This window comes from Kluyvera georgiana, assembly GCF_050990895.1.
In the GTDB taxonomy this organism is placed as follows: Bacteria; Pseudomonadota; Gammaproteobacteria; order Enterobacterales; family Enterobacteriaceae; genus Kluyvera; species Kluyvera georgiana.
Map to the genome: position 1 here is coordinate 58,753 of NZ_CP158865.1, position 24,591 is coordinate 83,343.

General features: G+C 54.4%; 24 protein-coding genes. 9 read left to right on the top strand and 15 right to left on the bottom strand.

Features of this window, described 5'->3' with window-relative positions; genetic code table 11:
- Positions 1-138: 138 nt before the first annotated feature.
- Together ABTW00_RS00285 and ABTW00_RS00290 are read right to left on the bottom strand one after the other, a co-directional pair.
- Positions 139-1,302, bottom strand: a complete 1,164-nt coding sequence (locus tag ABTW00_RS00285) for a multidrug effflux MFS transporter (RefSeq protein WP_065358381.1) — start codon at positions 1,300-1,302, stop codon at positions 139-141.
- Between the two features lie 142 nt (positions 1,303-1,444).
- Positions 1,445-2,011 (bottom strand): TetR/AcrR family transcriptional regulator, encoded by a 567-nt coding sequence (locus ABTW00_RS00290; RefSeq protein ID WP_065358382.1) that lies wholly within the window; start codon positions 2,009-2,011, stop codon positions 1,445-1,447.
- Positions 2,012-2,201: 190 nt separating this feature from the next.
- Here ABTW00_RS00290 and ABTW00_RS00295 point away from each other — a divergent pair, with 190 nt between their 5' ends.
- Entirely contained in the window at positions 2,202-2,618 is a 417-nt protein-coding gene (locus tag ABTW00_RS00295) for a GNAT family N-acetyltransferase (protein ID WP_065358383.1), read from the top strand.
- A gap of 114 nt (positions 2,619-2,732) precedes the next feature.
- On the opposite strand, the gene ABTW00_RS00300 is transcribed toward ABTW00_RS00295, so the two are convergent.
- Positions 2,733-4,232, bottom strand: a complete 1,500-nt coding sequence (locus ABTW00_RS00300; protein WP_433638030.1) for a DHA2 family efflux MFS transporter permease subunit — start codon at positions 4,230-4,232, stop codon at positions 2,733-2,735.
- A gap of 91 nt (positions 4,233-4,323) precedes the next feature.
- Here ABTW00_RS00300 and ABTW00_RS00305 point away from each other — a divergent pair, with 91 nt between their 5' ends.
- Positions 4,324-4,974, top strand: coding sequence for a TetR/AcrR family transcriptional regulator (locus tag ABTW00_RS00305; RefSeq protein ID WP_064540852.1), 651 nt, complete (start codon positions 4,324-4,326; stop codon positions 4,972-4,974).
- Between the two features lie 95 nt (positions 4,975-5,069).
- On the opposite strand, the gene ABTW00_RS00310 is transcribed toward ABTW00_RS00305, so the two are convergent.
- From ABTW00_RS00310 to ABTW00_RS00325, 4 genes are all read right to left on the bottom strand, one after another.
- Positions 5,070-6,467 carry a glycoside hydrolase family 1 protein gene (locus ABTW00_RS00310; protein WP_433638033.1) on the bottom strand — a complete coding sequence of 466 codons (1,398 nt, stop codon included), beginning with the start codon at positions 6,465-6,467 and terminating at the stop codon, positions 5,070-5,072.
- Between the two features lie 53 nt (positions 6,468-6,520).
- Positions 6,521-8,713 carry a CBM35 domain-containing protein gene (locus ABTW00_RS00315; RefSeq protein ID WP_433638036.1) on the bottom strand — a complete coding sequence of 731 codons (2,193 nt, stop codon included), beginning with the start codon at positions 8,711-8,713 and terminating at the stop codon, positions 6,521-6,523.
- 11 nt (positions 8,714-8,724) lie between these two features.
- The gene (locus ABTW00_RS00320; RefSeq protein WP_065358388.1) at positions 8,725-10,059 is read right to left on the bottom strand and encodes a maltoporin; all 1,335 of its coding nucleotides are present in this window, start codon (positions 10,057-10,059) and stop codon (positions 8,725-8,727) included.
- 246 nt (positions 10,060-10,305) lie between these two features.
- On the bottom strand, positions 10,306-11,565 hold the full coding sequence (locus ABTW00_RS00325) for a PTS sugar transporter subunit IIC (protein ID WP_064540863.1): 1,260 nt from the start codon (positions 11,563-11,565) through the stop codon (positions 10,306-10,308).
- Positions 11,566-11,741: 176 nt separating this feature from the next.
- On the opposite strand from ABTW00_RS00325, the gene ABTW00_RS00330 reads away from it, so the two are divergent.
- The 4 genes from ABTW00_RS00330 to ABTW00_RS00345 all read left to right on the top strand — a co-directional run bounded on the left by ABTW00_RS00330 (position 11,742) and on the right by ABTW00_RS00345 (position 14,779).
- The gene (locus ABTW00_RS00330; protein WP_065358389.1) at positions 11,742-12,056 is read left to right on the top strand and encodes a PTS sugar transporter subunit IIB; all 315 of its coding nucleotides are present in this window, start codon (positions 11,742-11,744) and stop codon (positions 12,054-12,056) included.
- A gap of 10 nt (positions 12,057-12,066) precedes the next feature.
- Positions 12,067-13,392 (top strand): PTS sugar transporter subunit IIC, encoded by a 1,326-nt coding sequence (locus ABTW00_RS00335; RefSeq protein ID WP_064540872.1) that lies wholly within the window; start codon positions 12,067-12,069, stop codon positions 13,390-13,392.
- A 22-nt stretch (positions 13,393-13,414) separates the two neighbouring features.
- A complete protein-coding gene (chbA, locus tag ABTW00_RS00340) occupies positions 13,415-13,720 on the top strand; it encodes a PTS N,N'-diacetylchitobiose transporter subunit IIA (RefSeq protein ID WP_064540875.1) in 306 nt (101 codons plus the stop codon).
- A gap of 96 nt (positions 13,721-13,816) precedes the next feature.
- Positions 13,817-14,779 (top strand): LacI family DNA-binding transcriptional regulator, encoded by a 963-nt coding sequence (locus tag ABTW00_RS00345; protein WP_064540878.1) that lies wholly within the window; start codon positions 13,817-13,819, stop codon positions 14,777-14,779.
- Positions 14,780-14,880: 101 nt separating this feature from the next.
- On the opposite strand, the gene ABTW00_RS00350 is transcribed toward ABTW00_RS00345, so the two are convergent.
- Positions 14,881-15,138 (bottom strand): hypothetical protein, encoded by a 258-nt coding sequence (locus tag ABTW00_RS00350; protein WP_164092425.1) that lies wholly within the window; start codon positions 15,136-15,138, stop codon positions 14,881-14,883.
- A gap of 167 nt (positions 15,139-15,305) precedes the next feature.
- On the opposite strand from ABTW00_RS00350, the gene ABTW00_RS00355 reads away from it, so the two are divergent.
- Positions 15,306-16,295 carry a lysozyme inhibitor LprI family protein gene (locus ABTW00_RS00355; RefSeq protein ID WP_433638042.1) on the top strand — a complete coding sequence of 330 codons (990 nt, stop codon included), beginning with the start codon at positions 15,306-15,308 and terminating at the stop codon, positions 16,293-16,295.
- Between the two features lie 55 nt (positions 16,296-16,350).
- Here the strand turns inward: ABTW00_RS00355 and ABTW00_RS00360 are convergent, their stop codons facing one another.
- The 7 genes from ABTW00_RS00360 to ABTW00_RS00390 are packed head-to-tail and all read right to left on the bottom strand — an operon-like array spanning position 16,351 to position 22,382.
- Positions 16,351-18,447 (bottom strand): flagellar biosynthesis protein FlhA, encoded by a 2,097-nt coding sequence (locus ABTW00_RS00360; protein ID WP_167574728.1) that lies wholly within the window; start codon positions 18,445-18,447, stop codon positions 16,351-16,353.
- A complete protein-coding gene (gene flhB, locus ABTW00_RS00365) occupies positions 18,434-19,567 on the bottom strand; it encodes a flagellar biosynthesis protein FlhB (RefSeq protein WP_433638047.1) in 1,134 nt (377 codons plus the stop codon). Before flhB ends, ABTW00_RS00360 begins: the two co-directional genes overlap by 14 nt.
- Positions 19,567-20,340, bottom strand: coding sequence for a flagellar biosynthetic protein FliR (gene fliR, locus ABTW00_RS00370; protein ID WP_433638049.1), 774 nt, complete (start codon positions 20,338-20,340; stop codon positions 19,567-19,569). The genes flhB and fliR overlap by 1 nt, the downstream gene beginning before the upstream one ends.
- A gap of 6 nt (positions 20,341-20,346) precedes the next feature.
- Entirely contained in the window at positions 20,347-20,619 is a 273-nt protein-coding gene (gene fliQ / locus ABTW00_RS00375; RefSeq protein WP_061280600.1) for a flagellar biosynthesis protein FliQ, read from the bottom strand.
- 2 nt (positions 20,620-20,621) lie between these two features.
- Complete coding sequence (fliP, locus tag ABTW00_RS00380) at positions 20,622-21,377, bottom strand: flagellar type III secretion system pore protein FliP (protein WP_433638052.1); 756 nt, start codon at positions 21,375-21,377, stop codon at positions 20,622-20,624.
- The gene (gene fliN / locus ABTW00_RS00385) at positions 21,374-21,772 is read right to left on the bottom strand and encodes a flagellar motor switch protein FliN (protein ID WP_433638055.1); all 399 of its coding nucleotides are present in this window, start codon (positions 21,770-21,772) and stop codon (positions 21,374-21,376) included. Before fliN ends, fliP begins: the two co-directional genes overlap by 4 nt.
- Positions 21,765-22,382 (bottom strand): FliM/FliN family flagellar motor switch protein, encoded by a 618-nt coding sequence (locus ABTW00_RS00390; protein ID WP_433638057.1) that lies wholly within the window; start codon positions 22,380-22,382, stop codon positions 21,765-21,767. The genes fliN and ABTW00_RS00390 overlap by 8 nt, the downstream gene beginning before the upstream one ends.
- Positions 22,383-23,166: 784 nt before the next feature.
- Between ABTW00_RS00390 and ABTW00_RS00395 the strand changes: the two genes are divergently transcribed.
- Entirely contained in the window at positions 23,167-24,198 is a 1,032-nt protein-coding gene (locus tag ABTW00_RS00395; protein WP_433638060.1) for a sigma-54 interaction domain-containing protein, read from the top strand.
- Between the two features lie 19 nt (positions 24,199-24,217).
- Positions 24,218-24,586: a flagellar hook-basal body complex protein FliE gene (fliE, locus tag ABTW00_RS00400; RefSeq protein ID WP_433638063.1), complete on the top strand. Its 369-nt coding sequence runs from the start codon at positions 24,218-24,220 to the stop codon at positions 24,584-24,586.
- The last annotated feature ends 5 nt before the right edge of the window (positions 24,587-24,591 follow it).

Below are 24,591 nucleotides of genomic sequence, written 5' to 3' on the forward strand. Positions count from 1 at the left end.
GCGAGCAGTATAAGGAATTAATTATTCCATTCATGTGAAGGTTATCACGATTAGACGCGTGAGGTAATGCGGTATTTATAGCTGTGGCGCGGAGGAGTGCGGTAATAAAGATGGAATATTTTATTACCGCAGGGGTTTTTAGCGCACGGTGCGCGGCTTAAGCAGACCGAAAAACAGGGCAATAGCATAGGAAATGGTCATCGCGAGGCTCATTTTCAGCATGGATTCGCCACCTAACCCGGACAACGGAGCGGCGATGCCGCCGCAGACGAACATTAGCGTACCCATTAACGCCGACGCGGTGCCCGACTGCGCGCTGCTGACGGCGCTCATCGCTTCGGCGCCGGAAACGGTACTGATCCCGCTCATAAACGATACCGTAAAGAACAGACCGACCAACGCCAGAATCGGCTGCTGGGACCAGGCCAACAGCAGCGTCACCGCCGCGCACAGCACCGCCAGCAGCAGGCCGCGGCGGAGTAGCGTTTCAGCGGCCACGCGGCGTGCCAGTTTCGAGAAAATGAGCGCGGCGATGATCAGCCCGATACCGTTCAGGCCAAACAGCAGACTGAACTGCATGGCGCTCATGCCGTACTCGCTCTGAATGACGAACGACGAGGAACCGATGTAGGAGAACAGCCCGGCCATCATAAAAGCCTGAATCAGGCAGTAACGCATAAAGCGGCGGTTCTTCAGTACCGGCGTTCCCTTTGGCTGCTGCGCGGTGCTGGCGCTTTGGGCCGGCAGCGTTTCATGGAGCACCGTCAGGCTTAACACCAGCAGCACGACGCCAATAGCGGCCATCGTCCAGAACAGAATGCGCCAGTCGAAGGCGGTAATGATGTAGCCGCCGAGTACCGGGGAGAGCACCGGGGCGATGCCGTTGACGGTCATCAACAGGGCAAAAAACTGGGTGAGCAGGGTTCCCTGATAACGGTCACGGGCGATTGAGCGCGATAGCACCGAGCCGCCAGCCCCGGCGAAACCTTGCAGGAAACGCCAGGCGATCAACAGGTGGATATCCTGAGTGACGGCGCACATCGCGGAAGAGAAGATAAACAGCAGCAGCGACAATGCCAGCGGTTTGCGGCGGCCGATCCGGTCGCTCAGCGGGCCAAAGAACATCTGGCCGAGGCCAAGACCGAGCAGCGCAGCGGTGAGGGACAGCTGGGTTTGCGTGCCGGTCGCGCTGAGCTGCTCGGTGATTTCCGGCAGCGCCGGGAGGTAAAAATCGGTACAGAGTGGGCCAATGGCGGAAAGCAGGCCCAGCACCACGACCCATGAAAGGGAAACACGCGGCATGAAAGCTCCTTTTGCAATTTTCGGGAGGGGAATGGTGTTAACCCCGTTCGGTAAATAAGAGAGTCATTGTGGCTAAAAAAGCCTACGCCGCCGGATTACGGCGACGATGAAATAAATATCCTGACGTTTAGAAAGAGAATGGCTAAACCGATACGAGCATCCTGATAATGTTCTGATACGTTATTTCCATTTCCTCTGCGGCGGCCTGTTGGGGAATTTGACGACGGTAAATCGTCCCTTCCACCATCACCGCCATCACCTCGACGCAGCAGCGAATACGGCTTTCGCTGAGGTGCGGGTAGGTCTGACGCAGGTGTTCGCAGGCGGTATTGAACATGCGCGCATCGGCCTCTTTCAGCCAGACCGCCACCTGCGGGTTACGGGTCGCTTCAGCGGCCATTTCCAGCATTAACGCATCGTCATCTTCGCTCAGCGTCATGCGCCAGGCCAGCATGTGTGGCATCAGATGAGTTTGGGTTTTGCCTTCCATCTCGGCGATACGATGGTCGATAATCCGGCGGATCATCTGTTCAATAATGGCATCTTTGTTACTGAAATAACGGTAGATTTGACCGACGCTCAGCTTCGCTTCGGCGGCAATTTGCGACATGCTGGCTGCGTGAAAGCCGCTGTTGCGAAAGCAGCGGCGGGCAGCGGCGATGATCTCATCCTGGCGGGCTTTTTGCCTGGCCTCCAGCTTGCTGGTCATGCATGTCTCCGAAAAAATTTGATAGTGAGAATGATCGTTCTCATTTTTCGCTCATTATACGTCGCAAGCGTCCGATGAAAAGCATTTTCTAATACGGATTTTTTCTTTTTACGTTGTGCAAAAAAGAATGGAGAAAAAAAGGTTTTTTTGTGAAATTAATCAGGTCGGCCAATAAAAATAAGGAATAAATATGCCTTTTGTGATTAAAGAAATTATTACGCAGGAAGATAAAGAAGAATTGCTTACCGGGCTGCGGGCGTACAACCGCCAGTTTATTGATGCCTCCGGGTGGGGCGATATTTGCGTTTATCTGCGCGACGAGCAGGATGTGATGCGCGGCGGCCTGATTGGCCAGCGCAAAGGCGACTGGCTCAGCATCGACTATCTGTGGGTGTGTGAAACGACGCGCGGTGACGGTGTGGGCAGTGAGCTTATCAGACGTGCGGAGGCGCTTGCCCGGGAGAAAGGCTGTTTGCATGCGTTGGTCGACACCATCAGCTTCCAGGCGCTGCCGTTTTATCAAAAACAGGGCTACCAACTGGTGAAGACGCTGGAAGATTTCCCGCTGGCGGGGATGGCGCGCCACTATTTGACGAAGGCGCTTTAAGGGATGCCGGATGGCGGCTCCGCCTTATCCGGCCTACAGATTGGAGTAAGAGTTGCCGAATGGCGGCTCCAGATTGGAGTAGGCCGGATAAGCGCAGCGCCATCCGGCACGGTTCTACGCGTGTCGCGTTTTCAGCGGCGCTTCTTTCAGCAGCCACGACAGCACAAACGCCACCACCATAATGCAGGCCGCCATAATGAACGCCGCGTGAATTGCCGAGCCAAAGGCGATGAGATAATCGCTGCGAATGGCCTCGGGAAGCTTATGAATCGCCACCGGGTTCATCCCCTGCGGAATCGTCGCCCCTTCCGGTAACAGGCTGGTCAGCCGTGATTGCAGCACCGAGGTAAACACCGCGCCAAACAGCGCCACGCCGATGGAGCCACCAATGGAGCGGAACAGCGTCACCCCGGAGGTCGCCACGCCATAAAGGTTCGCCGCCACGGTGTTCTGCACCGCCAGCACCAGCACCTGCATCACCATCCCAAGCCCCATCCCCAGCACGCCGGTAAACAGATACAGCTGCCAGGTTGGCGAGGTAATGGTAATGCGCGTCAGCAGCACCATCCCGACAAAGCCCATCAGCGTCCCGACAATCGGGTAGATGCGGTATTTCCCGGTGCGGCTAATGGCGCGTCCGCTGATGATCGAAGTCAGCAGCAGCCCGCCCATCAGGGGAATCAGCTGTAGCCCGGCCTCCGTCGGCGTGGCGTTTTTCACCACCTGTAGATATAGAGGCAGAAAGGTCACTGAGCCGAACAGCGACATACCGATGATAAACCCGATCAGGCTGCACAGCAGGAAGCTACGGTTGCGGAACAACGAAAGCGGAATAATCGGCTCAAACGCCAGCCGCTCCTCATAGATAAACCCGGCGATACCCACCAGACCAAAGGCCAGAATGCACCACAGCTGCGGGTCGCTCCATTCGCGTACCGTGCCGCCTTCGGTGGTGAACAGAATGATGCACACCAGCGCCAGGGTCAGGTAAATCGCCCCCAGCCAGTCAATCTGGTGCTGGCGGCGTGTGTTGCTGGCGTGGAATACCGCGCCGATGACAAACAGCGCAAAGAGCCCCAGCGGCAGGTTGATGTAGAAGATCCAGCGCCAGGAAGCGTGTTGCACGATAAAGCCGCCGATCAGCGGGCCAATCACCGTCGCCAGACCAAATACGCCGCCGAATAACCCCTGGTAGCGGCCACGTTCGGCGGGAGGAATAACATCGGCCACCGCCGCCATGCTGATCACCATCAGCCCGCCGCCGCCAAGCCCTTGCAGCGCCCGCATTAGCACCAGTTGGGTCATGTTCTGCGCCAGACCGCACAGCGCCGAGCCGGCGAGGAACAGCAGAATCGAGATTTGCAGCATCCGCTTGCGGCCAAACAGATCGCCGAATTTGCCGTACAGCGGCACCACGATGGTGGAGGTGAGGATATAGGCCGTCACGACCCACGAGAGCTTGTCGAGGCCACCCAGCTCGCCGACAATGGTCGGTAGCGCGGTTGAGACGATGGTCTGGTCGAGCGCAGAAAGCAGCATGACCAGCAGCAGTGCGCTGAACAGCAGACGAATTGAGGTCACGCCAGCCTGCTGTGGCTGCGTATTTGTCGTCATATCGGACGCCATCCTGTTCTCACTTGAAATTAATTAAATGCATAATTAATATTTATTGAAGATCGTGAAGAGGTCAAGGGATCCCGTTTCTATGCCAGCACAAAAAGATAACCTTAAACCGCGTAGACCGGGTCGTCCGCGCGGCAGCAAGCCTGATGCCGACAAGCGTGAACAGCTGATAGATATTGCTTTGCAGCTGTTTTCCCAGCAAGGTGTTGCGCGCACGTCGCTCAATGCGATCGCCCGCGAAGCGGGGGTCACGCCAGCGATGCTGCACTACTACTTTAATTCACGAGAGCAACTGCTTGATGTGATGATCGAAGAGCGATTTTTACCGCTGCGTGCCGAAATTGGCGGTGTGTTTGGCGATTATCCTGACGAACCGGTGCAAGCGTTGACTGAAATGGTCAAGAAACTGGCGACACTTGCAGCGCAGTACGAGTGGTTCGCCCCGCTGTGGATGCAGGAAGTGATCGGCGAGATGCCGGTATTGCGCCAGCATCTTCACGCGCGTTTTGGCGATGAGAAGTATCAGGCGACGTTAGCGATGGTGAAACGCTGGCAGGAGGAAGGGAAGGTCAACCCGCATCTTTCGGCGGAGCTGTTGTTTACCACCCTGTTAAGTCTGGTGCTGGTGCCGTTTTCTCGGATGCGTAAAGACGAGCGGCTGGCGATGCTGACGCCGGAGCTGATCGTCGGCAACGCGCTGGCGGTGCTGTTGCAGGGGATTGGCCCGGTATAAGCGTAGGCCCGATAAGCGTAGCGCCATCGGGCACGATGCGGCACATTGCCGGATGGCGGCGTAAACGCCTTATCCGGCCTACCGGGTAAACGGCGTTATTCGAGGGTAAACTGATTACTCTGCGCCAGCGCTTTAAACCACAGCCCGTTGCGCTTAATCTGCCGCTCGCCGGTTTCAAGGTCGAGGCGGTAGAACCCGTAGCGGCGTTTGAACGAGTTGAGCCACGACCAGTTGTCGATAAACGTCCACTGATGTACGCCGAAGCAGTTTGCGCCGTCGGCGATCGCGCGGTGTAGCTGCACCAAATGCTCTTCCATTAACGCGATGCGGAAGCCATCGTCAATCACACCATCCTCCTGGACCGGGCCTTCGGATTGCAGATCCATCGCGATGCCAATTTCGGCGAGATACCACTTAATATTGCCGTAATTATCGCGAATATTGGTGGCAATGTCGTAGATCGCCTGCGGATGAATTTCGTTGTTGTCGCGATACGGGTTAAAGCGGCCGTTCGGGTCAACGTAGTTTTCGAAGTAGAACTCCGGTGTGAAGTAGTCGAGGGTGTACGGCGTTTCGCGCGCCTGCACGCGGCGCGGCACGTAGTAGTTCACGCCGAGGAAGTCTATATGCGAGCCGGTAATCAACGAGACCTCTTCTTTGGTGGTCTCCGGCAGGCACTGATGCAGCGCCAGCAGCTCGCACAGCTCTTTCGGAAACTGGTGCTTCACCAGCGGGTCGAGGAAGCTGCGGTTAAACAGCAGGTCGGCGTACCACGCCGCTTTTTTATCTTCCGCCGAGTCGTTGCGGGTATAGGACGGCGTCAGGTTGAGCACCACGCCAATCTCGCCCGTCAGCGCCTGCTCACGATAGCACTGCACCGCTTTGGCGTGCGCCAGCATAATGTTAAACGCCACCTGCGCCGCCAGCTTGCCGTCTTTTTTGCACGGATAGTGGAAGTCATACAGATAGCCGCCTTCCACCGGCACAATCGGCTCGTTGAAGGTTATCCAGTATTTGATTTTATGGCCGAACAGGCGAAACGCCGTGGCGGCAAAACGGGCGAACAGATCGGTCACGTGTTTTGACTCGAAGCCGCCGTAGCGATTTTGCAACTCTTCCGGCATATCAAAATGGTAGAGGTTAACCATCGGTTCGATGCCGTTAGCGATCATTTCGTCAAAATAGTCGTTATAGAAGCGGACGGCCTCGGCGTTCGGCTCGCCGGTTTCCAGATCGTCGATCAGCCGCGACCACTGAATAGAGGTGCGGAATGAGTTAAAGCCGATGTGCTTCATCAGGGCGACATCTTCTTTGTAACGGTGCAGCGTATTGCAGACCGTCTCAGGGCCGATTCCCCGGTAAAAGCGCTCCGGCTGCGCGGCGTGCCAGCTGTCCCAGATGGAACGGTGAGGTTTACCCTCTGCGCCTTCGGTTTGCGGGCCAGAGGCGGCGGCGCCCCAGAGGAAATGGTTTGGAAACGCGTACGTGGTCATTTAATCTCCTGAATAAAAACAAAAAACTGCGCCGTTAGCGGCGCAGAAAAGCACTACTCTGCATTCACCTGAATGGACTTGATAAAGATATAGCCCCAGTCACCGGCGTATTTCCCCACGCTGATGGTGTTTTCACCCTGCTTGAGATAGACCGGAATCGTCATCCGCTGGCCGTGCTCGTCAGTTTGCGGAAATTCAATCTGGATAGGTTTATCGCCGTTAATCTGCACCGAGTTCTTCTTTCCACCCCATTTAGCATTGAAATCGAGGTGAAGTAGGTAGTTGCCGTCCCACGGTGCCGCAATCTTCCAGCTCGCTTTATCGCCATCATTGGCAAACGGTCCCAGGAAACCATCTTCGCCGGTTGCCAATTCATTGTCCGCGCTCTTGATCACCGTTTTCTGGCTTTGCTCCAGACCCTGTAGCTGACTGTCAAAGCGGCAGAAATCGGCAGGTGCTTTCGCGGTGGCTTCGGTGACGTTGACGGTCAACGTTTTGCTGCTTTTCAGTAGGCCATCGTCGGCAGTGAAGGTCAGCTGGTAGGTACCGGGTGTTGGGAACCAGGCGCGGGTGGAGGCCTTGTTGGCATCGCAAAAATGCGCCTGTTTTTTGCCCGTGCTGGTCCACTTTTCGCTCACTTTTCGTGACGGCAGATTGTCGTCCTGCCAGCGCGCATTGAGGCTAAGCCCGCTGTGCTGTGCGGCGGTGGCAGTTTCCTCAAGCGTAATGACCGGCGCCTTGTTTTTCTGCGTATGGGTGACGCTGATAACGTTAGACGGTGCCGATTGCCCGGTTTCATTTTTAGCAATGACGCGGTAGAAGTAAGTTTTGCCCAACGTCAACGACGTGTAGTCGTCGCGGAAGAGATCCATCGTTTCTGGATTCCATTCCTGAACACCGTCGGAAATATTATGTCCTACGACTTGCCACGGGCCGTCTTTCGACTCCGCACGTTCAACGTCGTAACTGCGACCAACAGCGGCACCCATCCAGTTGATGGCGAACGGCGAAGTGGTTTCACGTAGTTTCGGCGCATCCGGTACGGGGAGCGGGGCCATTTTTTCCTGCCCCGCGATCTGCGCGGCCGCTTTGCGCACCAGGTTGACGATCTCCGTTTCCTGATTGGCATCCCCTTCCGGGAAGCCCGGCAGATGGTAGCTGTAGTGGCCGGTGTACTCTTTATGCCAATAGAAACCGCCGTCGTGACGGTGTCCACGAAAACCCCAGATGAACCCCCCTGCGGCTTTTGCGCCGTTAACGTCGGTATGAACGATCGATTGCATGATGTTGTTCAACGCGTTGCTATCAAGCAACCCGAACTCACCCACCAGGTACACTTTCTTACCGCCGATGGCCTCCAGATCCTTTTTCACCTGTTCCGGGTGATTGTTTCCGGCGTTGGTGTAGTAATGGTTGCTGACGATATCCACGTTGGGATCGTTCACAGAGAAGTCGTTGATTTTTTTATAGGTACCGTCAACCACCAGTTGGTGCGGAGCCATTTTCTTAATCCACGCTGCCGTCTGCTTCAGGAATTCCGCATTTGTGTCTTCCAGTTCATTGCCGGTCTCCCAGGCCATAATGGCTTTTTCCTCGGAGTAGGTACGTCCGGTAAGCGTATTCGTGCGGGTGATCACCTGGCGAATGATATCGAGATACGCCTGGTAGGTTTTACTGCGCGTGTTGTAAAAATCTTCAGGTTTTTCATGGTAAAAAGCCGCGAGCTGTTCGCGACCACCCCACCACCACCAGTGATCGATAAACGGCAGAATCAGGCGCAGGCCCTGTTTATCGGCCTCGGCAATCATGTTGTCGTAAACCACCATCGCCTTTTCGTTCAGGCGCGGCATGCCGCCTGGCGTAGCGGGAGCCAGGATATGCGTTTCTCGTTCACAGGCTTCGTCGTTCTCCTGTTGCACTGAAAGCACGTAGACGCGCTGGGCCCTGGCTCCGGTTTGCACGATGGCTTTAATCCAGTTTTCTTGTTCTTCCGGGGTGGGCCATTTGAAATATTGACCCCAGCCGCGCGGGTCGGCTTTACAGACGCCGCGCGCATCGTTTTCAATCCGATGCAGCTCAGGGGCGTGGATCCCAGCGAAGCGAAATTCCTGGTTACCGTCCATCAGCTGCGCGCCCTGGCGGGTAATGAAGTTATCGAAGTGAGACGGTTCCGCCGCGAGCGCGCCAGCGCTGGTCAGCGCTGCCAGTACGGCGAGGAACAGGGATTTTTTTGCGGCTCGTTTCATTGCTTCTCTCCTTAGAACCAGACTTCCGCCTGTACGCCAAAGTTGACCGTATCGGTGTCGCCGCTGCGGCTGTAGCCACCGGCGTCGATGGTGTTGGTGCTCCAGTTGTAGTTGCCGTCGAGGGCATCAGAGACGCCTTTATCCCATTTGGCGTAAGTCACGAAGAAACGCAGCTGCGGGCGGCTCCAGAAGCCAGAGTCGAAGGTCAGCGTCGGCGCTATAGTGACTTTCGTCAGCCCGCCTTTGCCTTTGCCGTTAACCCCTTTGTAGTTATCGTCATCGAGGTATTCGTAGCCCAGCTCATACTGCATGGCGAAGTTTTTGGTGATCTGGTGATAAGGACGGATACCCGCGACCCAGCTGGTGCGGCCCCAGCCGTTATCGTCGCTGCTCCACCAACGGTAGTTTTTGTCTTTCTGGAAGTAGGCGAAGGTGGAAATGTCGATATCGCCCATTGAGGCCATGCTGTCGAGAACGATGCGCCAGGACTGAGTATCCTCAAGGTTTGCCCAGCCCCAACCGTTTTTACCCAGCGAATCGCCAGCCGCAAGGCCCCGCCCATACTGCATGACCAGTTTGGAATAGCCGCCCGTCAGGCCCCAAAAGCCGTCAAAATTATATACACCGGTCACACCGTAGCCTTTCTCTGCGGAGGTAGGGTGGTTTTCGTTGCGATTCATGCGGTGGCCGATCAGCTCCAGATCCAGCCCGGTACCGGCGATCTTTTTCAACCACAGGTTAAGCGAGTAGTCATCCGGGTAGCCCTGATCGCCTTTGTCGACCGGATAGGCTTTGGTTTCATCTGTGGGGGAGAAGGCGTAAACCCCGGCGTCGAAGCGGGCGAAGCCCAGATCCATGTTATCGAAGCCGCCGCCGGTGCCGTTGTATTGAATGTACTCCCAGTCAAACTGGTGGCTGGAGGTGTTGGAGCTGCTGTAACGCTTACCGCCCCAGAAGGTCATCTCTGGGGCAAAGTCGAGATTGGTGAGTTCGGCGTAGCCCTCGCGGAACTGTACGTCGTGCCCGTCATCGTCCTGACAGTTCCAGTCTGAGGTACATTTGCTCTGGTGGGTGATGTTGGCCTGAACTTTCGCCACGGCGCCGGAGTCGGATTTCAGCGTAACGGTAGGAATAAGCTCGATTTTGGTGTCTTCTTCGTTGCCCAGGCGCCATTTACCGTCTGGCATCAACCCGACGGAATCCACGCGGTTGCCGTCCGAGTTCGCCAGGATCCCTGAGCGCATGTAGCCATGTAGCTGGAAGTCATATTTTTCTGCGTGGGCCAGGCCGCTTGCGGCAGCGCTGATAAGTATTGCCAGAGGTATCAATCGGTTAAGTTGTTTCATCTTTCACTTTTCCCTTTTATTTTTTGTACGCAATAGCGCTTTTGTTAATGCGATGGGAAATTTACGGATCAAAAATGGAAATGTACATCCATATACGGAAAGCGCTTTCCATAATTGCCGGATCAAATCACAGATCCAGAGATTGTTCACTTGAAATCGTGATGTAGATCGACTTTCTATTCGAAGGAGATAAAAAAACCAGCGCCGGTATGGCGCTGGCAAGAAAAAAACTGTGAAGGGAATCGATTAGCGGGCTTCAGATTCCGCTAATTGCCGCTCGTAGACTTTGAAGAATGGGCGATAGATCATCCAGGCATTGAAGAAGGCGAACAGGCACATGAACATGTTTTTCCAGCTCCCGTTTGCCGTCCATGCAGCACCCAGTGGCGCTGGCATAGACCAGGGGAGCATCGCCACGGCGCGGTCAAGCACGCCGAGGTGGGTGAGATACCATGCAATGCAGGCGTTAATCATGGGGACGCCAATAAAAGGTATTAAGAATAATGGGTTAAGTATAATTGGGAAACCAAAAAGTATCGGTTCGTTGATGTTAAAGAGTGAAGGGATCAGGCCGATTTTGCCCACACTTTTTAGCTGCCGGGATCGGCTACGCAGCGCCATAAAAACCAACGGGAGCGTAGAACCAATCCCTCCGATCAGCAGGTAGAAATCCCAGAATCCTTGCAGGTAAATATGGGGCAGCGGCGTGATGCTGTTTGCTAATGCCTGCTGGTTTTCAAAGAGATAGGTCATCCAGAATGGATTCATGATGCCGGTAATAATCAGCGCGCCATGAATGCCAATAAACCAAAGCAAATTGCAGATAAGCAGGGATATCAGTAAGGCCGTTAGCGTATCGGAAGCAATGATAAGCGGCCGTAGCGCTTCGCTGATTAATTCCGGCAGGATCATCCCGGTATGTAGCTTCAATCCGGCATTGACGACCGTAATCGAAAGCATAATCACCAGCAGCGGTGCCAGCAGCTGAAAGCCGTTACGGGTCATGATCGGTACTTCGTCGGGTAGACGAATGCACCAGCCTTTTCGGTAAAAAATTCGGATGATTTCAACAGAATAAAAACTTGAAACCAAAGCACTAAATATCCCCATTCCGCCAAGGAAAAGATTGCTTCCTCCGTTTTCCTTGAAGCCAATGAACACCAGAAAGGCTAGGCACCCCGTCAGCCCGGAAAGACGTTCGGGTAGCTGATACTGCTTACCTAAACTGGCGCTGGCGCCGAAGGCGATGATCAGTGCGATGAGGCCGATCGTCAGCTCAAAGGTCGGTAGCAGCATGGGGCGAATTGCCTGATACCACGCGCCGTTGATGGTAAACGGCGGAAAAATGAACGGCACCATCAGGCTGCCAACGATGACGAACGGCATGGCCAACGCAAAACTGTCGCGCATGGCGGTGATGTGTTGGCTGCGGGTCAGAAGATTAGCGAAAGGCGTAACGCGCTGCTCAATCAGCGTCACAGCAACATTCATAAACTGAATGTTCATGGCGAACCTTATATCGGACGGAGAAGCCTGGATCATCGCCTACATCCCAACAAAGTGAAAGCCTGCAACCGGTGATCGTGCTCACATTTAACGGATTCACATACGGAAAGCGCTTTCCGTTTTGTTTCCTCCTGATTATAGTCCGCTCATCGTTACTACTCAGTCAGGAGTGTTCCATGAAGAAAATTATGCTTTGTTGTTCCGCTGGGATGTCCACCAGTCTGCTGGTGAAAAAGATGGTGGAAGAGGCGCAAAAACGCGGTCTGGAGGTCGATATCAAAGCGTTTGGCGTCGCCGAATTTGAACAGCAGGTGGGCCACTATCAGGTGGTGCTGTTGGGGCCGCAGGTCAAATACATGCAGAAAGATTTGCAGCAGAAAGCCAGCCCTTACGGCATCAAGGTTGAGCCGATCAATATGATGGATTACGGCATGCAAAAAGGCGGCGCGGTGTTAGATTTTGCCCTGTCCTTAATTGATAACAATAACTAAGGGATAAAGCATGAGCTCTCTGTACGCTAAATTAATCAGCGTGATAGAACAGAAAATCACGCCAATGGCTGGAGCAATTGGCCAGCAAAAGTACGTTACTTCTATTCGCGACGGTTTTATTCTCGCGCTGCCATTTATGATCGTCGGCTCCTTCATGCTGGTGTTTATCTTTCCGCCGTTTTCGCCGGATACCAGTTGGGGCTTTGCGCGTGCATGGCTGCAGTTCTCCCTGGATCACCGCGAAAGCCTGATGCTGCCGTTTAACTTCAGTATGGGCATCATGACGTTGTTTATCTCCGTCGGGGTGGCGGCAAGCCTGGCGCGTCATCATGAACTGGACCCGCTAACGTCTGGCATGCTGTCGCTGATGGGCTTTCTGTTGGTGGCCGCGCCGCTGAAGGATGGGCAGATTTCTGTCGCTTACTTCTCCGGTCAGGGTATTTTTACCGCGCTGCTGGTGGCGATTTACACCACCGAGCTGTACGCCTTCCTGCGTCGTCACAACATCACCATTCGTCTGCCACCGGAAGTCCCAACCGGCGTGGCGCGCTCTTTTGAGATCCTGATTCCCGTTCTGGCGGTAGCGCTGACGCTGCATCCGCTGAACCTGTTTATTGAAGCGCAGCTGGGGATGATTATTCCGGAAGCGATCATGTCGCTGGTTAAACCGCTGGTGGCGGCCTCCGACACGCTGCCAGCCATTTTGCTGTCAGTCATGGTGTGCCAGATTTTGTGGTTTGCCGGGATTCACGGCGCGCTGATTGTGACCGGCATTATGAACCCGTTCTGGATGGCAAACCTGTCGGTTAACCAGGCCGCGATGGCTGCCGGCACTGCGATTCCCCACATCTACGTTCAGGGATTCTGGGACCACTATTTGTTGATTGGCGGGGTGGGTTCCACGCTTCCGCTGGCGATTTTGCTGATGCGCAGCAAGGCGGTACACCTGCGGACGATTGGTCGTATGGGGGTGGTGCCGGGGCTGTTTAATATCAACGAACCGATCCTGTTCGGTGCGCCAATCATTATGAACCCGCTGTTCTTTATTCCGTTTGTGCTGATACCGATGGTCAATGCCACGCTGGCTTACTTTGCCCTCGACTTCGGCCTGGTTTCCCGCGTGGTGTCGATGACGCCGTGGACCACGCCAGCGCCTATCGGCGCATCGTGGGCGGCAAACTGGTCATTCAGCCCGATCGTTATGTGCCTGATCTGTATGGTGACTGCCGCCGTCATGTACTACCCGTTCCTGAAGGCGTACGAGAAACAATTGCTATCGCAGGAAACCGGCGACGCCGGGGCCGAAAGCCGCGTTGGGCAATCTGAGACCGCGTAATGTGTTGTATTGAGAGGATGTTATGGATTTAGAAGAACAAGTCATGGGGATTATTATCAACGCCGGTCAGTCACGTAGCCTGTGCTATGAAGCGTTGAACAGCGCCAAAACCGGCGATTTTGCCGACGCCGATGAGAAGATGGAGCAGGCGCAGCATTATGCGCGTGAAGCGCATCGGGTGCAGACTCAGCTGATTGAAGCCGATGAAGGCGAGGGGAAAACCAAAATGACGCTGGTGATGGTGCACGCCCAGGATCATTTAATGACCTCAATCCTTGCGAAAGAGCTGGTGGGGGAGTTGATTGAGCTTTATCGCACTCGCCACTAAACCCCATACTCCCCGGCGCCTGGGCGGCGGGGAGTTGGCGAATACCTGTACGTATTTATGTTACTATAGGGAGAAAACCGTAATACAGACGACACCATGCCTACTATTGATGATGTTTCAAAGTTAGCCAACGTTTCCCGTGCCACCGTTTCGCGCGTGTTGACGGGGACGCGTGGCGTTCGTGAAGAGAGCCGTGAGGCCGTATTACGCGCGGTAGAAGAGCTAAACTACCGCCCAAGTTTTGCGGCGCAGAATCTGGCGAGCAACACTTCCAGCTACGTTGGTATGGTGCTGCCCGCGCATGAAGCGGAGTTTAGCGCGACGCTATTGCCGCAGCTGTCGCAGGCGATTAAATCGCTGAATAAATCGCTAATGATTCAGTATGTTAATGATGCTGCTGAACAGCAGGCTGCGGTTGAAAGCCTGCAGCATCAGTGTGTTGCCGTGGTGACGTTGGGCCGTAACAGCGGTGACGTGGCCAGCAATGTCATCGCATTTGATGAGTTCTCCGCAAAAGGCAGCGCCAGCCAGGGCTATAACTACGCCTTTGCCACCGAAAGCGCATGTCGCTACGTGCTGGGCAAAGGCCACCGTAATATCGCGCTGCTGATGGACAACGAACACGACGTCGCCAGCAAGCAGATGCTTGATGGCTATCGCAGCGTCCTGCAAAACTACTCTCTGCCGTTTAATCGTCAGCTGTTGGTGATGGCCGACAACAATATTGAACAGGCGCTGCTGACCTTGATCAACAGCTTCACGAAATATACGGCGATCATCGCCAAACGTGATTGTTACGCCGCTGAGGCGATGCGCCTGCTGCGTGAATTCAATATTGCGATCCCGCAGGAAGTGTCGCTGGTGAGCCTGGAAGATTCTCCGCTGGCGTCGCTGGTTTATCCACCGCTAACCTGCATTGCTTATCCCGTTGAACAACTGCTCGAACATTGCGTGCAGCGTATTCGCGCATTAATTGACGGCCATTCCCTGTTTGTGCCAGAAGGGCGGGCATTTACCGGGCGTCTGGTGGCGCGGTCCTCGGTTGCGGATATTAGTTAATATGATCGATACGCGGTGAATCGCTTATTTTCACCGCGTAAAAAACATCGGGTTACAGAAATAAATCTAAAATATTTAATAAGTGAAACGTTAGTTAAATATTAGTTCTCCGTCAGTTCTGTGAAATCATATTCAATTAATGCCCATGCTACCGATTTACCCTGGTAATAGGGCATAACATCGCCTCTACGTAGGCTGACGACGGTGGAAAGCGTGGGGTCGGAAATCTTCCAGTTGCCCGCTTGTGGGGAGTACTGGCCGCTGTGGCGCAGGATACCAAGCGGCTTGCGTTCGGTGTTTTCCGTTGAAGAATAAGAAGAAAGTACCGAGAGCGTGTAATTACTACTGTCTATCTTCATAACGTGATAATCCAAAAAAGAACACACGTAATAAACAAGCGACAGCTTATTGCTACAACTTAAGCATGGATTAATTATTTGAATGGTGAATAATTCATGCTGTTTTATTGCAATAAAAGTTTGTTTTCGCCAGAATAAGCGCCACTATTGGTTAAAAAGTATCCTAAATGATTAAGCGCCTGATTAATTTACTCATTCTTATTACGGCATGTTATGCCTCCAGCGCTTTTGCGGTGAACTGTCAGCGCGCCTCGACGCCGCTGGAAAATACTATCTGTAATAACGATAACCTAAGCTGGCTGGATAACACCCTGTCGAGCGTTTACCGTGCGATGCTGGTGTATCGTGATGCGCGCCAGGTGCATCAGGAGTATGAGGCCTGGGAGAAATCTCTGGAAAGCTGTGCATCGGACAGCTGTATTGAGCGCGCTTACTATTCCGGGATCAGTAAAATTGCCGAAGCGCAGCCGGGCTTTGCGTGGGAAGGTCGTTGGTGGAATACCAGCGCAGCCAATATGAGCGGCGGGGTGATCCAATTCAGCCACAGCGCGGACTGGTCTATTACCGCCGATATTCGTATCTGGGCGGGTATGAATAAGGATGAGTTTACCGCGGAAGCGCGCAAGATTAACGGCATGGTGCTTATCGACGATATGGTCGACAGCAAACAGTGCAAGGTGTTGTTTATCCCCCGTAAAAGCGGGGCTATTCAGGCCTACAGCAATGCCGACTGGGGCTGCCGTCTATCAATGCCTAACGGCGCGTTTATTGATGGGCGCTACCTGAAGTCAGAGCAGGATCCGCGGCCAAAGGCAACGCTGCTGTCGCTGGAGATTTTCACCGATCCTAAAATGGATGAGCGCTTCCGCACGCTGGTTGGCGACGACTATCAGAAGTTCGTCGATACAGCGAATATCTATATCTATCATGAAGATATAGACAATATCGGCGCTACGGCGGTGTCGATGTGGGTCCGCGGTGCGGCCAATACCCGCACGGCTATCGTCATGTACACGGCCAGCAATATTTGGGCGGCGCGGGTTGAGCCGGATGATAAAGGGAAACTGGCGTTCTCGTACTTCAGCACCCAGGGCAACAATCAGGCCAAAATGCCGCGCACGATAGCGGAATGGAAGCTGCGCTATCTCGATCAGTAAGTTTCGGCCCGTCCCCTCTCCCGTGAAAAGGGAGAGGGGCATCTCAGGCGCCAGGCTACGCCAGCGTTCCCACCACGTTCAGGTCGGCGTCGTCCGGCACTTCATTGTACGACAGCACGTGCAGCCCGCTGGCAAACAGGCGGCCATAGCGTGAAATCACCGGGCGCAGCTGTGGCGTGACCAGCAGCAGCGGCGGCAAGCTCTTCGCTTTCATCTGCTCATAAATCATCGGCATCGTATTTTGCAGCTGGGTCAGAATGTTCGGGTCAACCGGGAAGCTGTCCAGCGCCACCTTACCGGCCTGCTGTGCCTGATTCAGCGCGCCCAGCAGCATATTTTCCAGCTGATTATCCATGGTGTAGGCTGCCAGCTGCGGGCGATCGCCGTTAATGTTATGCACGATAGCGCGGCGCAGGGCGTAGCGTACATCGGCGGTGAGCAGCACCGGATCTTTGGTCACCGCCGCGCTTTCCAGCAGCGTCGAGGCGATGGTGACGATATCTTTCAGCGACACCTGTTCCAGCAGCAGTTGGCGATAAATGCGCAGCAGCTGGCTGTAGTTGAGCGCGGCGTTCAAATCCTCCGCCAGTTTCGGCGCCTGTTGCGCCAGACGGGCGTGCAGATGGGTGATATCGTCGTAGTTAAACAGCTCCGGCAGATGCTCGCGGGCGACCTTGTTGACGTGCGTCGCCACCACGCTGGCGCAGTCGACGACCTGGTAGCCGAGGTTCAACGCCTTGGCCTTCTGTTCCGGGTCAATCCACACAATCGCCATACCGTAGGCCGGGTCGGTATCCAGCACGCCGTCGATTTCGCCGTACAGTTCGGTGCCGGGTATGGCCATCAGCTTCTCGGCGTTCACTTCGCCCAGCGCGGTGCGGATGCCGTTGATGTGAATGGCGTACTGCGCGGGCTTGAGGCGGAAGTTCTCGCGAATGCGAATTTCCGGCAGCAGCACGCCGCACAGTTCAGAGATCACCTGCCGCACCCCACGCACGCGTAGCGACAGCGGGCTGCCTTTCGATTCGTCCACCATGGTGACCAGCTTGTAGCCAAGGTTCAGGCCAATCGGCTCGACCAGCGGAATGCTGTCCCAGGTAATCGCCGGGTTGGTATCGGGGGCCAGCGCTTCACTGATGGCCTCCATGTCCGTCTCTTGCGGCGCGGGCTGCACCACCTTGCTTTGTCGCCAGGCGGCGAACACCAGCAGGGCGGTAAAGCTCAGGAAGGCGATATGCGGCATACCCGGCACAACGGCCAGAATGAACATCACGAATGCCGCGGTGTACAGCACCTTTGGCTTGGAGAGCAGCTGGGTTTTGATTTCGTCGCTGACGTCGTTACCTTCGCTGACGCGGGTCACGATGATCGCCGCGGCGGTCGCCAGCAGCAGGGACGGAATCTGGGCGACCAGACCGTCACCGATGGTCAGTAGAACGTACTGACGGAATGCGTGGCTGGCATCAAGATCGTATTTGAAGATCCCGATACAGATACCGCCGATCACGTTGATGATCAGTACCATAATCCCGGCAACGGCATCGCCGCGCACAAACTTGGATGCCCCGTCCATCGCGCCATAGAAGTCGGCTTCTTTCGCCACTTCCTGACGGCGGCTTCGCGCCTGCTGCTGGTTGATAAGCCCGGCATTCAGGTCGGCGTCGATGGCCATCTGTTTACCCGGCAACGCATCCAGCGTAAAGCGCGCGGAAACCTCGGAGATACGCTCGGCACCCTTGGTGACGACCACAAAGTTGATGATCATCAGAATGATAAACACCACGAAGCCGACAACGAAGTCGCCGCCAATCACCACCTGGCCGAAGGCTTCAATCACCTTACCGGCCGCGCCTTCCCCCTGATGGCCATTCAGTAATACCACGCGGGTCGACGCCACGTTCAGCGTCAGACGCATTAACGTGGTGATTAACAACAGCGTCGGGAAGATAGCAAAGTCCAGCGGACGCTGCATATTCACCGCGACCAGCAGTACGATGACCGCCAGCACAATGTTGAATGTAAACAGGATATCCAGCATCAGCGGTGACAGCGGTAGGATGACCATCGCCAGTACGCAGAGAAGCAGGATAGGCACGGCAATCTGCGCCTTGCGGAGCATGCCGAACATGTTTTGCATCTTACTGTTCGCCATTGGCTTTTAATACCTCTTGAGGAATGTCTATGTGCCTGTTCAGGCGGGGTTTTTGCTCAGCACGACCTTCGCGCCAGGACTTCAGCTGCATCACATAGGTCAGCACGTGAGCGATAGCGCGGAACAGCTGCGCCGGAATTTGTTGGTTCACGCGAGTGGTGTAGTACACCGCGCGCGCCAGCGGCGGAAACTCCACCACCTCAACCTTATGACTGGCGCCCACTTCACGTATCCACAGCGCCACGTCGTCAATGCCTTTGGCAACGATGTACGGCGCTTCCGCTTTCTGCGGGTCGTATTTCAACGCCACGGCGTAGTGGGTCGGGTTAGTGATAATCACGTCCGCTTCGGGCACGGTGCGCGAGATTTGTCCCATCGCCATCTGGCGCTGCAGCTGGCGGATGCGGCCTTTGATCTGCGGGTTACCGTCGTTGTTTTTGTACTCTTCCTTCACTTCCTGCTTGGTCATGCGCATCTTTTTGGTGAACATGAATTTGCTCAACGGCACATCAAGTAGGGCAAAAATCACGATAACGGCGATGAAATAGCTGACAACGTGATGAAAAATGCCAAAACCCTGGCCGATGGCCTGATACAGATACAGCCGCTGGAGATGCAGCAGGCTATCCATCTGGTCATGCACCATCGTGTAGACAACGGCAAGGATCGTCGCGCATTTCAGCATCATCTTGCCCACTTCCGTATAGTGGCTGGCGGAAAACATACGTTTAACGCCGCTGATGGGGCTGAGCTTTTTAAAATCGGGTTTGAGCTTCGACGGGGTAAAAATCCAGCCGCCCGGTACCAGGCTGGCGATGATGCAGGCCAGCGGAATGGGGACCAGCGTGGCGATAAAGCGTAGCAGCACCCACAGATTCAGCAGCAGAAACTGGTTGAGGACGTTCGGGTTATCGAGGTCCTTCGCCATGGTGCCGACGGCGGCAAACGACTCACCGATCAACAAACGGTAGTACGGCAGGAAGGTCGCCAGGGTGAAGAACGAAGCCAGCAGGCCTACCGCCATGGTTAAATCTTTTGAACGGGGAATATCCCCTTTTTGCCGCGCTTTGCGCAGCTTCCCGGCTGTGGGTTTTTCGCTTTTATCTCCGCTGGAGGCCATTACTGCACCCTTATGGCGTCGAGTTTCGCCAGAATTTCGTTAGTCAGGTTGAGATAGTGGTCAGGAATGTTGGTGACCAGCATCGAAATACACAGCAGGCCAAACAGCATGCTGATGGGAAAGCCAAGCGAGAACAGGTTTAGCGTCGGCGAAACGCGGTTGAGCAGGCCGAAGCCGCCCTGCACAATCAGCATGACGAAGGTTGTGGGGAGCGCAATTAGCGTCGCCGAGGCCATAATCCAGCCCAGCCCCTGAGCGATGAGCGTCAGCGTCGGCTGGTTGATGGCCTGGCCGATGGGCCAGTAGCTAAAGCCTTTAAACAGGATGGTCACCAACAGCAGATGCCCGTCCATAATGAAAAACAGCAGGGCGCAGAAAACGTAGATAATCTGCGAAATCACCGTGGTAGAGCTGCCGTTCACCGGGTCGTTCATCATCGCCATCCCCAGCCCCATATTCATCGACAGAATATGCCCCGCCGTTTGTAGGGCGACAAACACCAGCTGCAGCGCCATCGCGAAGAAGAACCCCCACAGCAGCTGTTCGCCAATCAGCACGATGGCGCGCAGCGAAAACAGTTCGTGAAGCACCACGTTGTTGGGCAGCATCGGGGTAATGATGATGGTCAACGCCAGCGCGGTACCGATCTTGATGCGGCGTGAGAAGACGCGGTTATCGATCACCGGCGCGAAATGTAAAAAGGCGAGGATGCGAAAGAAGGGCAGCACCAGGGCCATGATTGGCGTCCACAGCGCCTGAATATCGATTCCCATAATGGTTTAACCCACCAGCGCCGCCGCCTGATGGAAAATCTGGACGGTAAAATCGACCAGCTGCGTCAGCATCCACTTCCCGGCGAAAATCAATACCCCGAGCGTGACGACCAGACGTGGCAGGAAGCTGAGGGTCTGTTCGTTAATCTGGGTGGTGGCCTGGAAAATACTCACGCACAGGCCGACCAGCAGGCTGGGGATAATCGCCACGGCGGAAATCAGCAGGACGAGGTGAATGCCGGAGGCCATGATGTCACCGGCGGTGTCCATGTTCATCATCGCTACAGTCCTTGCACGCTGGCGGTTAGGGTGCCGACAATCAGCGTCCAGCCGTCGCACAGCACGAACAGCATGAGCTTAAACGGCAGCGAGACGATCAGCGGCGACAGCATCATCATCCCCATTGCCATCAGAATACTGGCGACAATCAGGTCGATGACCAGGAACGGGATGTAAATCATAAAGCCTATCTGGAAGGCGGTTTTCAGCTCGCTCAGCAGATACGCCGGGGTGACGATGGTCAGATCCTGCTCGCGGGCGTCGCCTTCAATGCCGGCGATGGTCATGATTTGCGCCATCGCTTTATTGTTGGTCTGCGCCAGCATGTATTTTTTCAGCGGCGCTTCAGCATTCACCAGCGCCTGCTTGAGGGTGATCTGGTCGTTCTGGAAGGGCTCAATCGCGTCGGTATACACGGTGGTCCATACCGGTCGCATCACCAGCAGGGTGAGCGCCAGCGCGATGCCGGTAAGGATTTTGTTTGGCGGACTCTGCTGTAACCCAAGCGCCTGGCGCAGTATCGCCAGCACGATAATGAAGCGGGTGAAGCAGGTCATCATCAGCACCATGATCGGCAGCAGGCCGAGCAGGGTCATCAGGATCAGGATTTCAATTTTGACGTTGTAATCCTGACCCGCGCCGTTAGCGGTCGTGCTAAAGAGCGTGATGTCGCCGTTCGCCGCCAGAACGGGCTGGGCGAACAGCAAACCAATGAGCAGCAGCAGCGGGACGCAGCCGCGGTAAAACGCGCGGTTCATCGGGTCAGCTCACCCAGTTCTTTGGCATTAAATTCGATGATGCGCAGGCCATATTTATCATTAAGCACCACGACTTCGGCCTTGCCGAACGCAATACCATTGACCTTAATATCCAGCGGTTCACCCGCCATTTTGTCCAGCTCAATCACCGAGTCGCAGTTCACTGCCATCAGTTCAGCCAGCGAGATGTTCACCGAGGACACTTCCAGCGTCAGCGTTACCGGAATGCGGCTGAACAGCGCCATGCGGCGCACGTCGGTCAGTGGCGCATTACGCGTTTCCGGCTGTAAATCGAGGCGGATATTCCCTTCAACGGTTTCATCATGGGTCATGTCGCTGAGGTTCAGGTCGTCCAGATCCAGAGACTGGCTCAGCTCTTGTTGTAAATCACTCATAAGGCTTCTCGGTTGTCTTGTCGTGGATATCGCATAAGAAAAGCTTGCTGCGATCTTCGGCAATAGTGGCTTCAAAAATCTGTTCTTTACCGATAAACACCGGCAAAGGGTCATTGATCGCGATCGGGATGATATCGCCTGGTTTGATGTCGGCAATTTGGGCAACGGTCAGGTTCAGGCTGGCCAGACGACCATCCAGCTTCAGCGGCAGACTATCGAACAGGCGTTCGATCTGCGCGGGACTCAGGCTGACGCTCTTCTCCACGCCGCTGGTGCTGTTATCCGGAGAGCGCAGCGCCGCCAGCATCTGGTCAATATGTGGATTGTCCAGCAGGACGGTAAAGCTACCGTGGCTGTAACCTTCGAGGGTGAAAGTGATGCACCAGGCCCATTGATTAATTACCGTGGAATAATCGACTTTAATTTCCAGGTCTTCGCCAAACGTCTCTTTGCAAATAACCAATGAGGTCAGTTCCTGACCCAGCTTGCTTTTCAGGCGTTCTTCCGTTTTGGTGATCGGGAGTGACTCATCCGGTTCAATATGGCTGCTGTCTTTACTCAGTCCATAATAATCATGGAGGATGTTTAGTAATAATATACGATCGATCACAAATGCAACATTCCCATAAGGTGTTGAGAATATTTGCGCATTTTTATAATTCTGATCGATTGCGAAAGTCATCGATTCTAACGCGGCATTAACCCGAAGCTTCTTCAGAAAATAAATACTCAGGCGCGCGTCAAGAATGTCAAAGCTATCGTTCATTACCTTAGGTAGCTTATGCCATGGGCGACCGAGTTTGCTGACATCCAGTTTTACCAGTTCAGGAAGATTATCCTGCTGATGGATTCTGATTCGCTGTGAAGCAGGGTACATGATTATTCCGGTTTGATAACGTGTCCTGATGAGACAATAAGGCGCCGTTAACGATTATCGATAACGGTCGCGAAAATTTTTCCTGGAAGCATTTGAGTTTTTAAAATGTTGTGACGCTTTAGGTCAACATCAAAGGTTCGTCGCCAGACGATGACTCAACTGCCTTTTATTCAGGATGCAAATTAGACCTTTCTGAATCATTTATTGCAAGTGGGTGGCGGTTATTAATCCATTATTTTTCCGCGTGCTTGTTGATTAATAACTTCTGTAAGTGCATGAAAAAAATAGATTAATGTTTTAATATTCATTAAAAATAAGACAATTCCTACTCCATGCGTATACTAGGCAGCATATTTTCACGGAAGGATTTTTTCCCCATGAAAATACCGCAGTCTTTAATCTTTATTAACATTATAAAAACGCTTTTAATCTTCTATGTAGCAAGGTGATTGCAGCGCACGTTTAATAAAGGTTTAGCGCATTATCCTTATTTGTTCTTTTTTACTGGTAATCCAAAATGAGCATTATCATTGAACGTGAAGATCGTCACGGGGAAGGTTTTGTCGCCGTTTCTCCTGCCAGCGTGGGCGTAATCTCATTAGCTCGCCGCGTTGCTAAATATAATGTATCAGTCCTGGTGACTGGTGAGACAGGAACGGGCAAGGAATGTGTCGCTAAATATATTCACGAACATGCCTGCGGCAGTGAAGCCCCGTACGTCGGGGTTAACTGCGCCGCTATTCCAGAAAGTATGCTGGAAGCGGTTTTATTTGGTTATGAGAAAGGTGCATTCACCGGCGCGGTGGCGAGTGTGGCCGGTAAATTCGAGCAGGCAAACGGCGGTACGCTGCTGCTGGATGAAATTGGCGATATGCCGCTGTCGTTACAGGCGAAATTATTACGGGTATTACAGGAGCAGGAAGTTGAACGCCTGGGTAGCCATAAACGTATTCCGCTGGATATTCGACTGATTGCCTCCACCAATAAAGACTTACAACAGGAAATCGCCGAAGGCCGTTTCCGTCAGGATCTGTTTTACCGTATTTCCGTGGTGCCTATTCACATCACGCCGCTGCGCGAGCGCAAGCAGGACATCCTGCCGCTGGTGCAGCGCTTTATTGCCAAATACCGCGCCTTCCACAAGGGCGACGTGCGCCTGAGCGACGATGCGCGCAACGCGCTGCTCGGCTATGACTGGCCGGGCAATGTGCGTGAGCTGGAGAACGTTATCCAGCGCGGCATGATTCTGGGTAACGGCGATGAGATTAAAGCCGCCGACTTTGGTCTGGTGGCCCGCGTGCCGCTGCCGGAAACCCCGTCAGTGGGCGTCATGCCTGCTTACCGCGAGCAGGATGCCGGCAGCTCGGCCATCCGTGACGTGAAGCTGCACGGACGTCTGGCGGAGTATCAGTACATCATCGATCTACTCAAACGCCATAAAGGCAATAAATCCAAGACCGCGGAGTTTTTAGGCATTACCCCACGCGCTCTGCGTTACCGCCTTGCGTCAATGCGCGACGAAGGCATTGATATTGAATGTTATTCCTGAGGCCAGGAAGGAAGAAATAATGGACAAGATTGCCGCCGCAGGTATTAACACCGCGCACCAGGCGCTGCTGGACCGTATGCAGCAAACGGCCATGCTGGCTTCCGCCGGCTCGGTCAATACCACACAGACGATTGCCCCGGCGAACAGCGCGTTTGCCAGCACCGACTCGGTCTCTTTTTCCCGCGTGTTAAATAACGCCATCGACAACGTGGACGCGCTGCAGCACAGCGCCAGCGCCAAACAGACCGCAATTGATATGGGTCAGAGCGACGACTTAGCCGGCGCGATGATTGAGAGCCAGAAAGCCAGCGTGGCCTTCTCGGCGATGATGCAGGTGCGCAACAAGCTCAACAGCGCGCTCGACGAAGTGATGAATATTTCGCTGTAAGGTCT

What these genes read in the sequence shown, in the direction of transcription:
- ABTW00_RS00335 (WP_064540872.1), top strand. Translation starts at nt 12,067, where the DNA reads ATGAGCTCTCTGTACGCTAAATTAATCAGCGTGATAGAACAGAAAATC.
- fliN (WP_433638055.1), bottom strand. Translation starts at nt 21,772, where the DNA reads ATGAGTGATTTACAACAAGAGCTGAGCCAGTCTCTGGATCTGGACGAC.
- ABTW00_RS00325 (WP_064540863.1), bottom strand. Translation starts at nt 11,565, where the DNA reads ATGAACATTCAGTTTATGAATGTTGCTGTGACGCTGATTGAGCAGCGC.
- fliR (WP_433638049.1), bottom strand. Translation starts at nt 20,340, where the DNA reads ATGGGAATCGATATTCAGGCGCTGTGGACGCCAATCATGGCCCTGGTG.
- ABTW00_RS00285 (WP_065358381.1), bottom strand. Translation starts at nt 1,302, where the DNA reads ATGCCGCGTGTTTCCCTTTCATGGGTCGTGGTGCTGGGCCTGCTTTCC.
- ABTW00_RS00315 (WP_433638036.1), bottom strand. Translation starts at nt 8,713, where the DNA reads ATGAAACGAGCCGCAAAAAAATCCCTGTTCCTCGCCGTACTGGCAGCG.
- fliP (WP_433638052.1), bottom strand. Translation starts at nt 21,377, where the DNA reads ATGAACCGCGCGTTTTACCGCGGCTGCGTCCCGCTGCTGCTGCTCATT.
- ABTW00_RS00290 (WP_065358382.1), bottom strand. Translation starts at nt 2,011, where the DNA reads ATGACCAGCAAGCTGGAGGCCAGGCAAAAAGCCCGCCAGGATGAGATC.
- chbA (WP_064540875.1), top strand. Translation starts at nt 13,415, where the DNA reads ATGGATTTAGAAGAACAAGTCATGGGGATTATTATCAACGCCGGTCAG.
- ABTW00_RS00350 (WP_164092425.1), bottom strand. Translation starts at nt 15,138, where the DNA reads ATGAAGATAGACAGTAGTAATTACACGCTCTCGGTACTTTCTTCTTAT.
- ABTW00_RS00310 (WP_433638033.1), bottom strand. Translation starts at nt 6,467, where the DNA reads ATGACCACGTACGCGTTTCCAAACCATTTCCTCTGGGGCGCCGCCGCC.
- ABTW00_RS00305 (WP_064540852.1), top strand. Translation starts at nt 4,324, where the DNA reads ATGCCAGCACAAAAAGATAACCTTAAACCGCGTAGACCGGGTCGTCCG.
- ABTW00_RS00395 (WP_433638060.1), top strand. Translation starts at nt 23,167, where the DNA reads ATGAGCATTATCATTGAACGTGAAGATCGTCACGGGGAAGGTTTTGTC.
- ABTW00_RS00355 (WP_433638042.1), top strand. Translation starts at nt 15,306, where the DNA reads ATGATTAAGCGCCTGATTAATTTACTCATTCTTATTACGGCATGTTAT.
- fliE (WP_433638063.1), top strand. Translation starts at nt 24,218, where the DNA reads ATGGACAAGATTGCCGCCGCAGGTATTAACACCGCGCACCAGGCGCTG.
- ABTW00_RS00300 (WP_433638030.1), bottom strand. Translation starts at nt 4,232, where the DNA reads ATGACGACAAATACGCAGCCACAGCAGGCTGGCGTGACCTCAATTCGT.
- fliQ (WP_061280600.1), bottom strand. Translation starts at nt 20,619, where the DNA reads ATGATGAACATGGACACCGCCGGTGACATCATGGCCTCCGGCATTCAC.
- ABTW00_RS00330 (WP_065358389.1), top strand. Translation starts at nt 11,742, where the DNA reads ATGAAGAAAATTATGCTTTGTTGTTCCGCTGGGATGTCCACCAGTCTG.
- ABTW00_RS00295 (WP_065358383.1), top strand. Translation starts at nt 2,202, where the DNA reads ATGCCTTTTGTGATTAAAGAAATTATTACGCAGGAAGATAAAGAAGAA.
- ABTW00_RS00320 (WP_065358388.1), bottom strand. Translation starts at nt 10,059, where the DNA reads ATGAAACAACTTAACCGATTGATACCTCTGGCAATACTTATCAGCGCT.
- ABTW00_RS00345 (WP_064540878.1), top strand. Translation starts at nt 13,817, where the DNA reads ATGCCTACTATTGATGATGTTTCAAAGTTAGCCAACGTTTCCCGTGCC.
- ABTW00_RS00360 (WP_167574728.1), bottom strand. Translation starts at nt 18,447, where the DNA reads ATGGCGAACAGTAAGATGCAAAACATGTTCGGCATGCTCCGCAAGGCG.
- flhB (WP_433638047.1), bottom strand. Translation starts at nt 19,567, where the DNA reads ATGGCCTCCAGCGGAGATAAAAGCGAAAAACCCACAGCCGGGAAGCTG.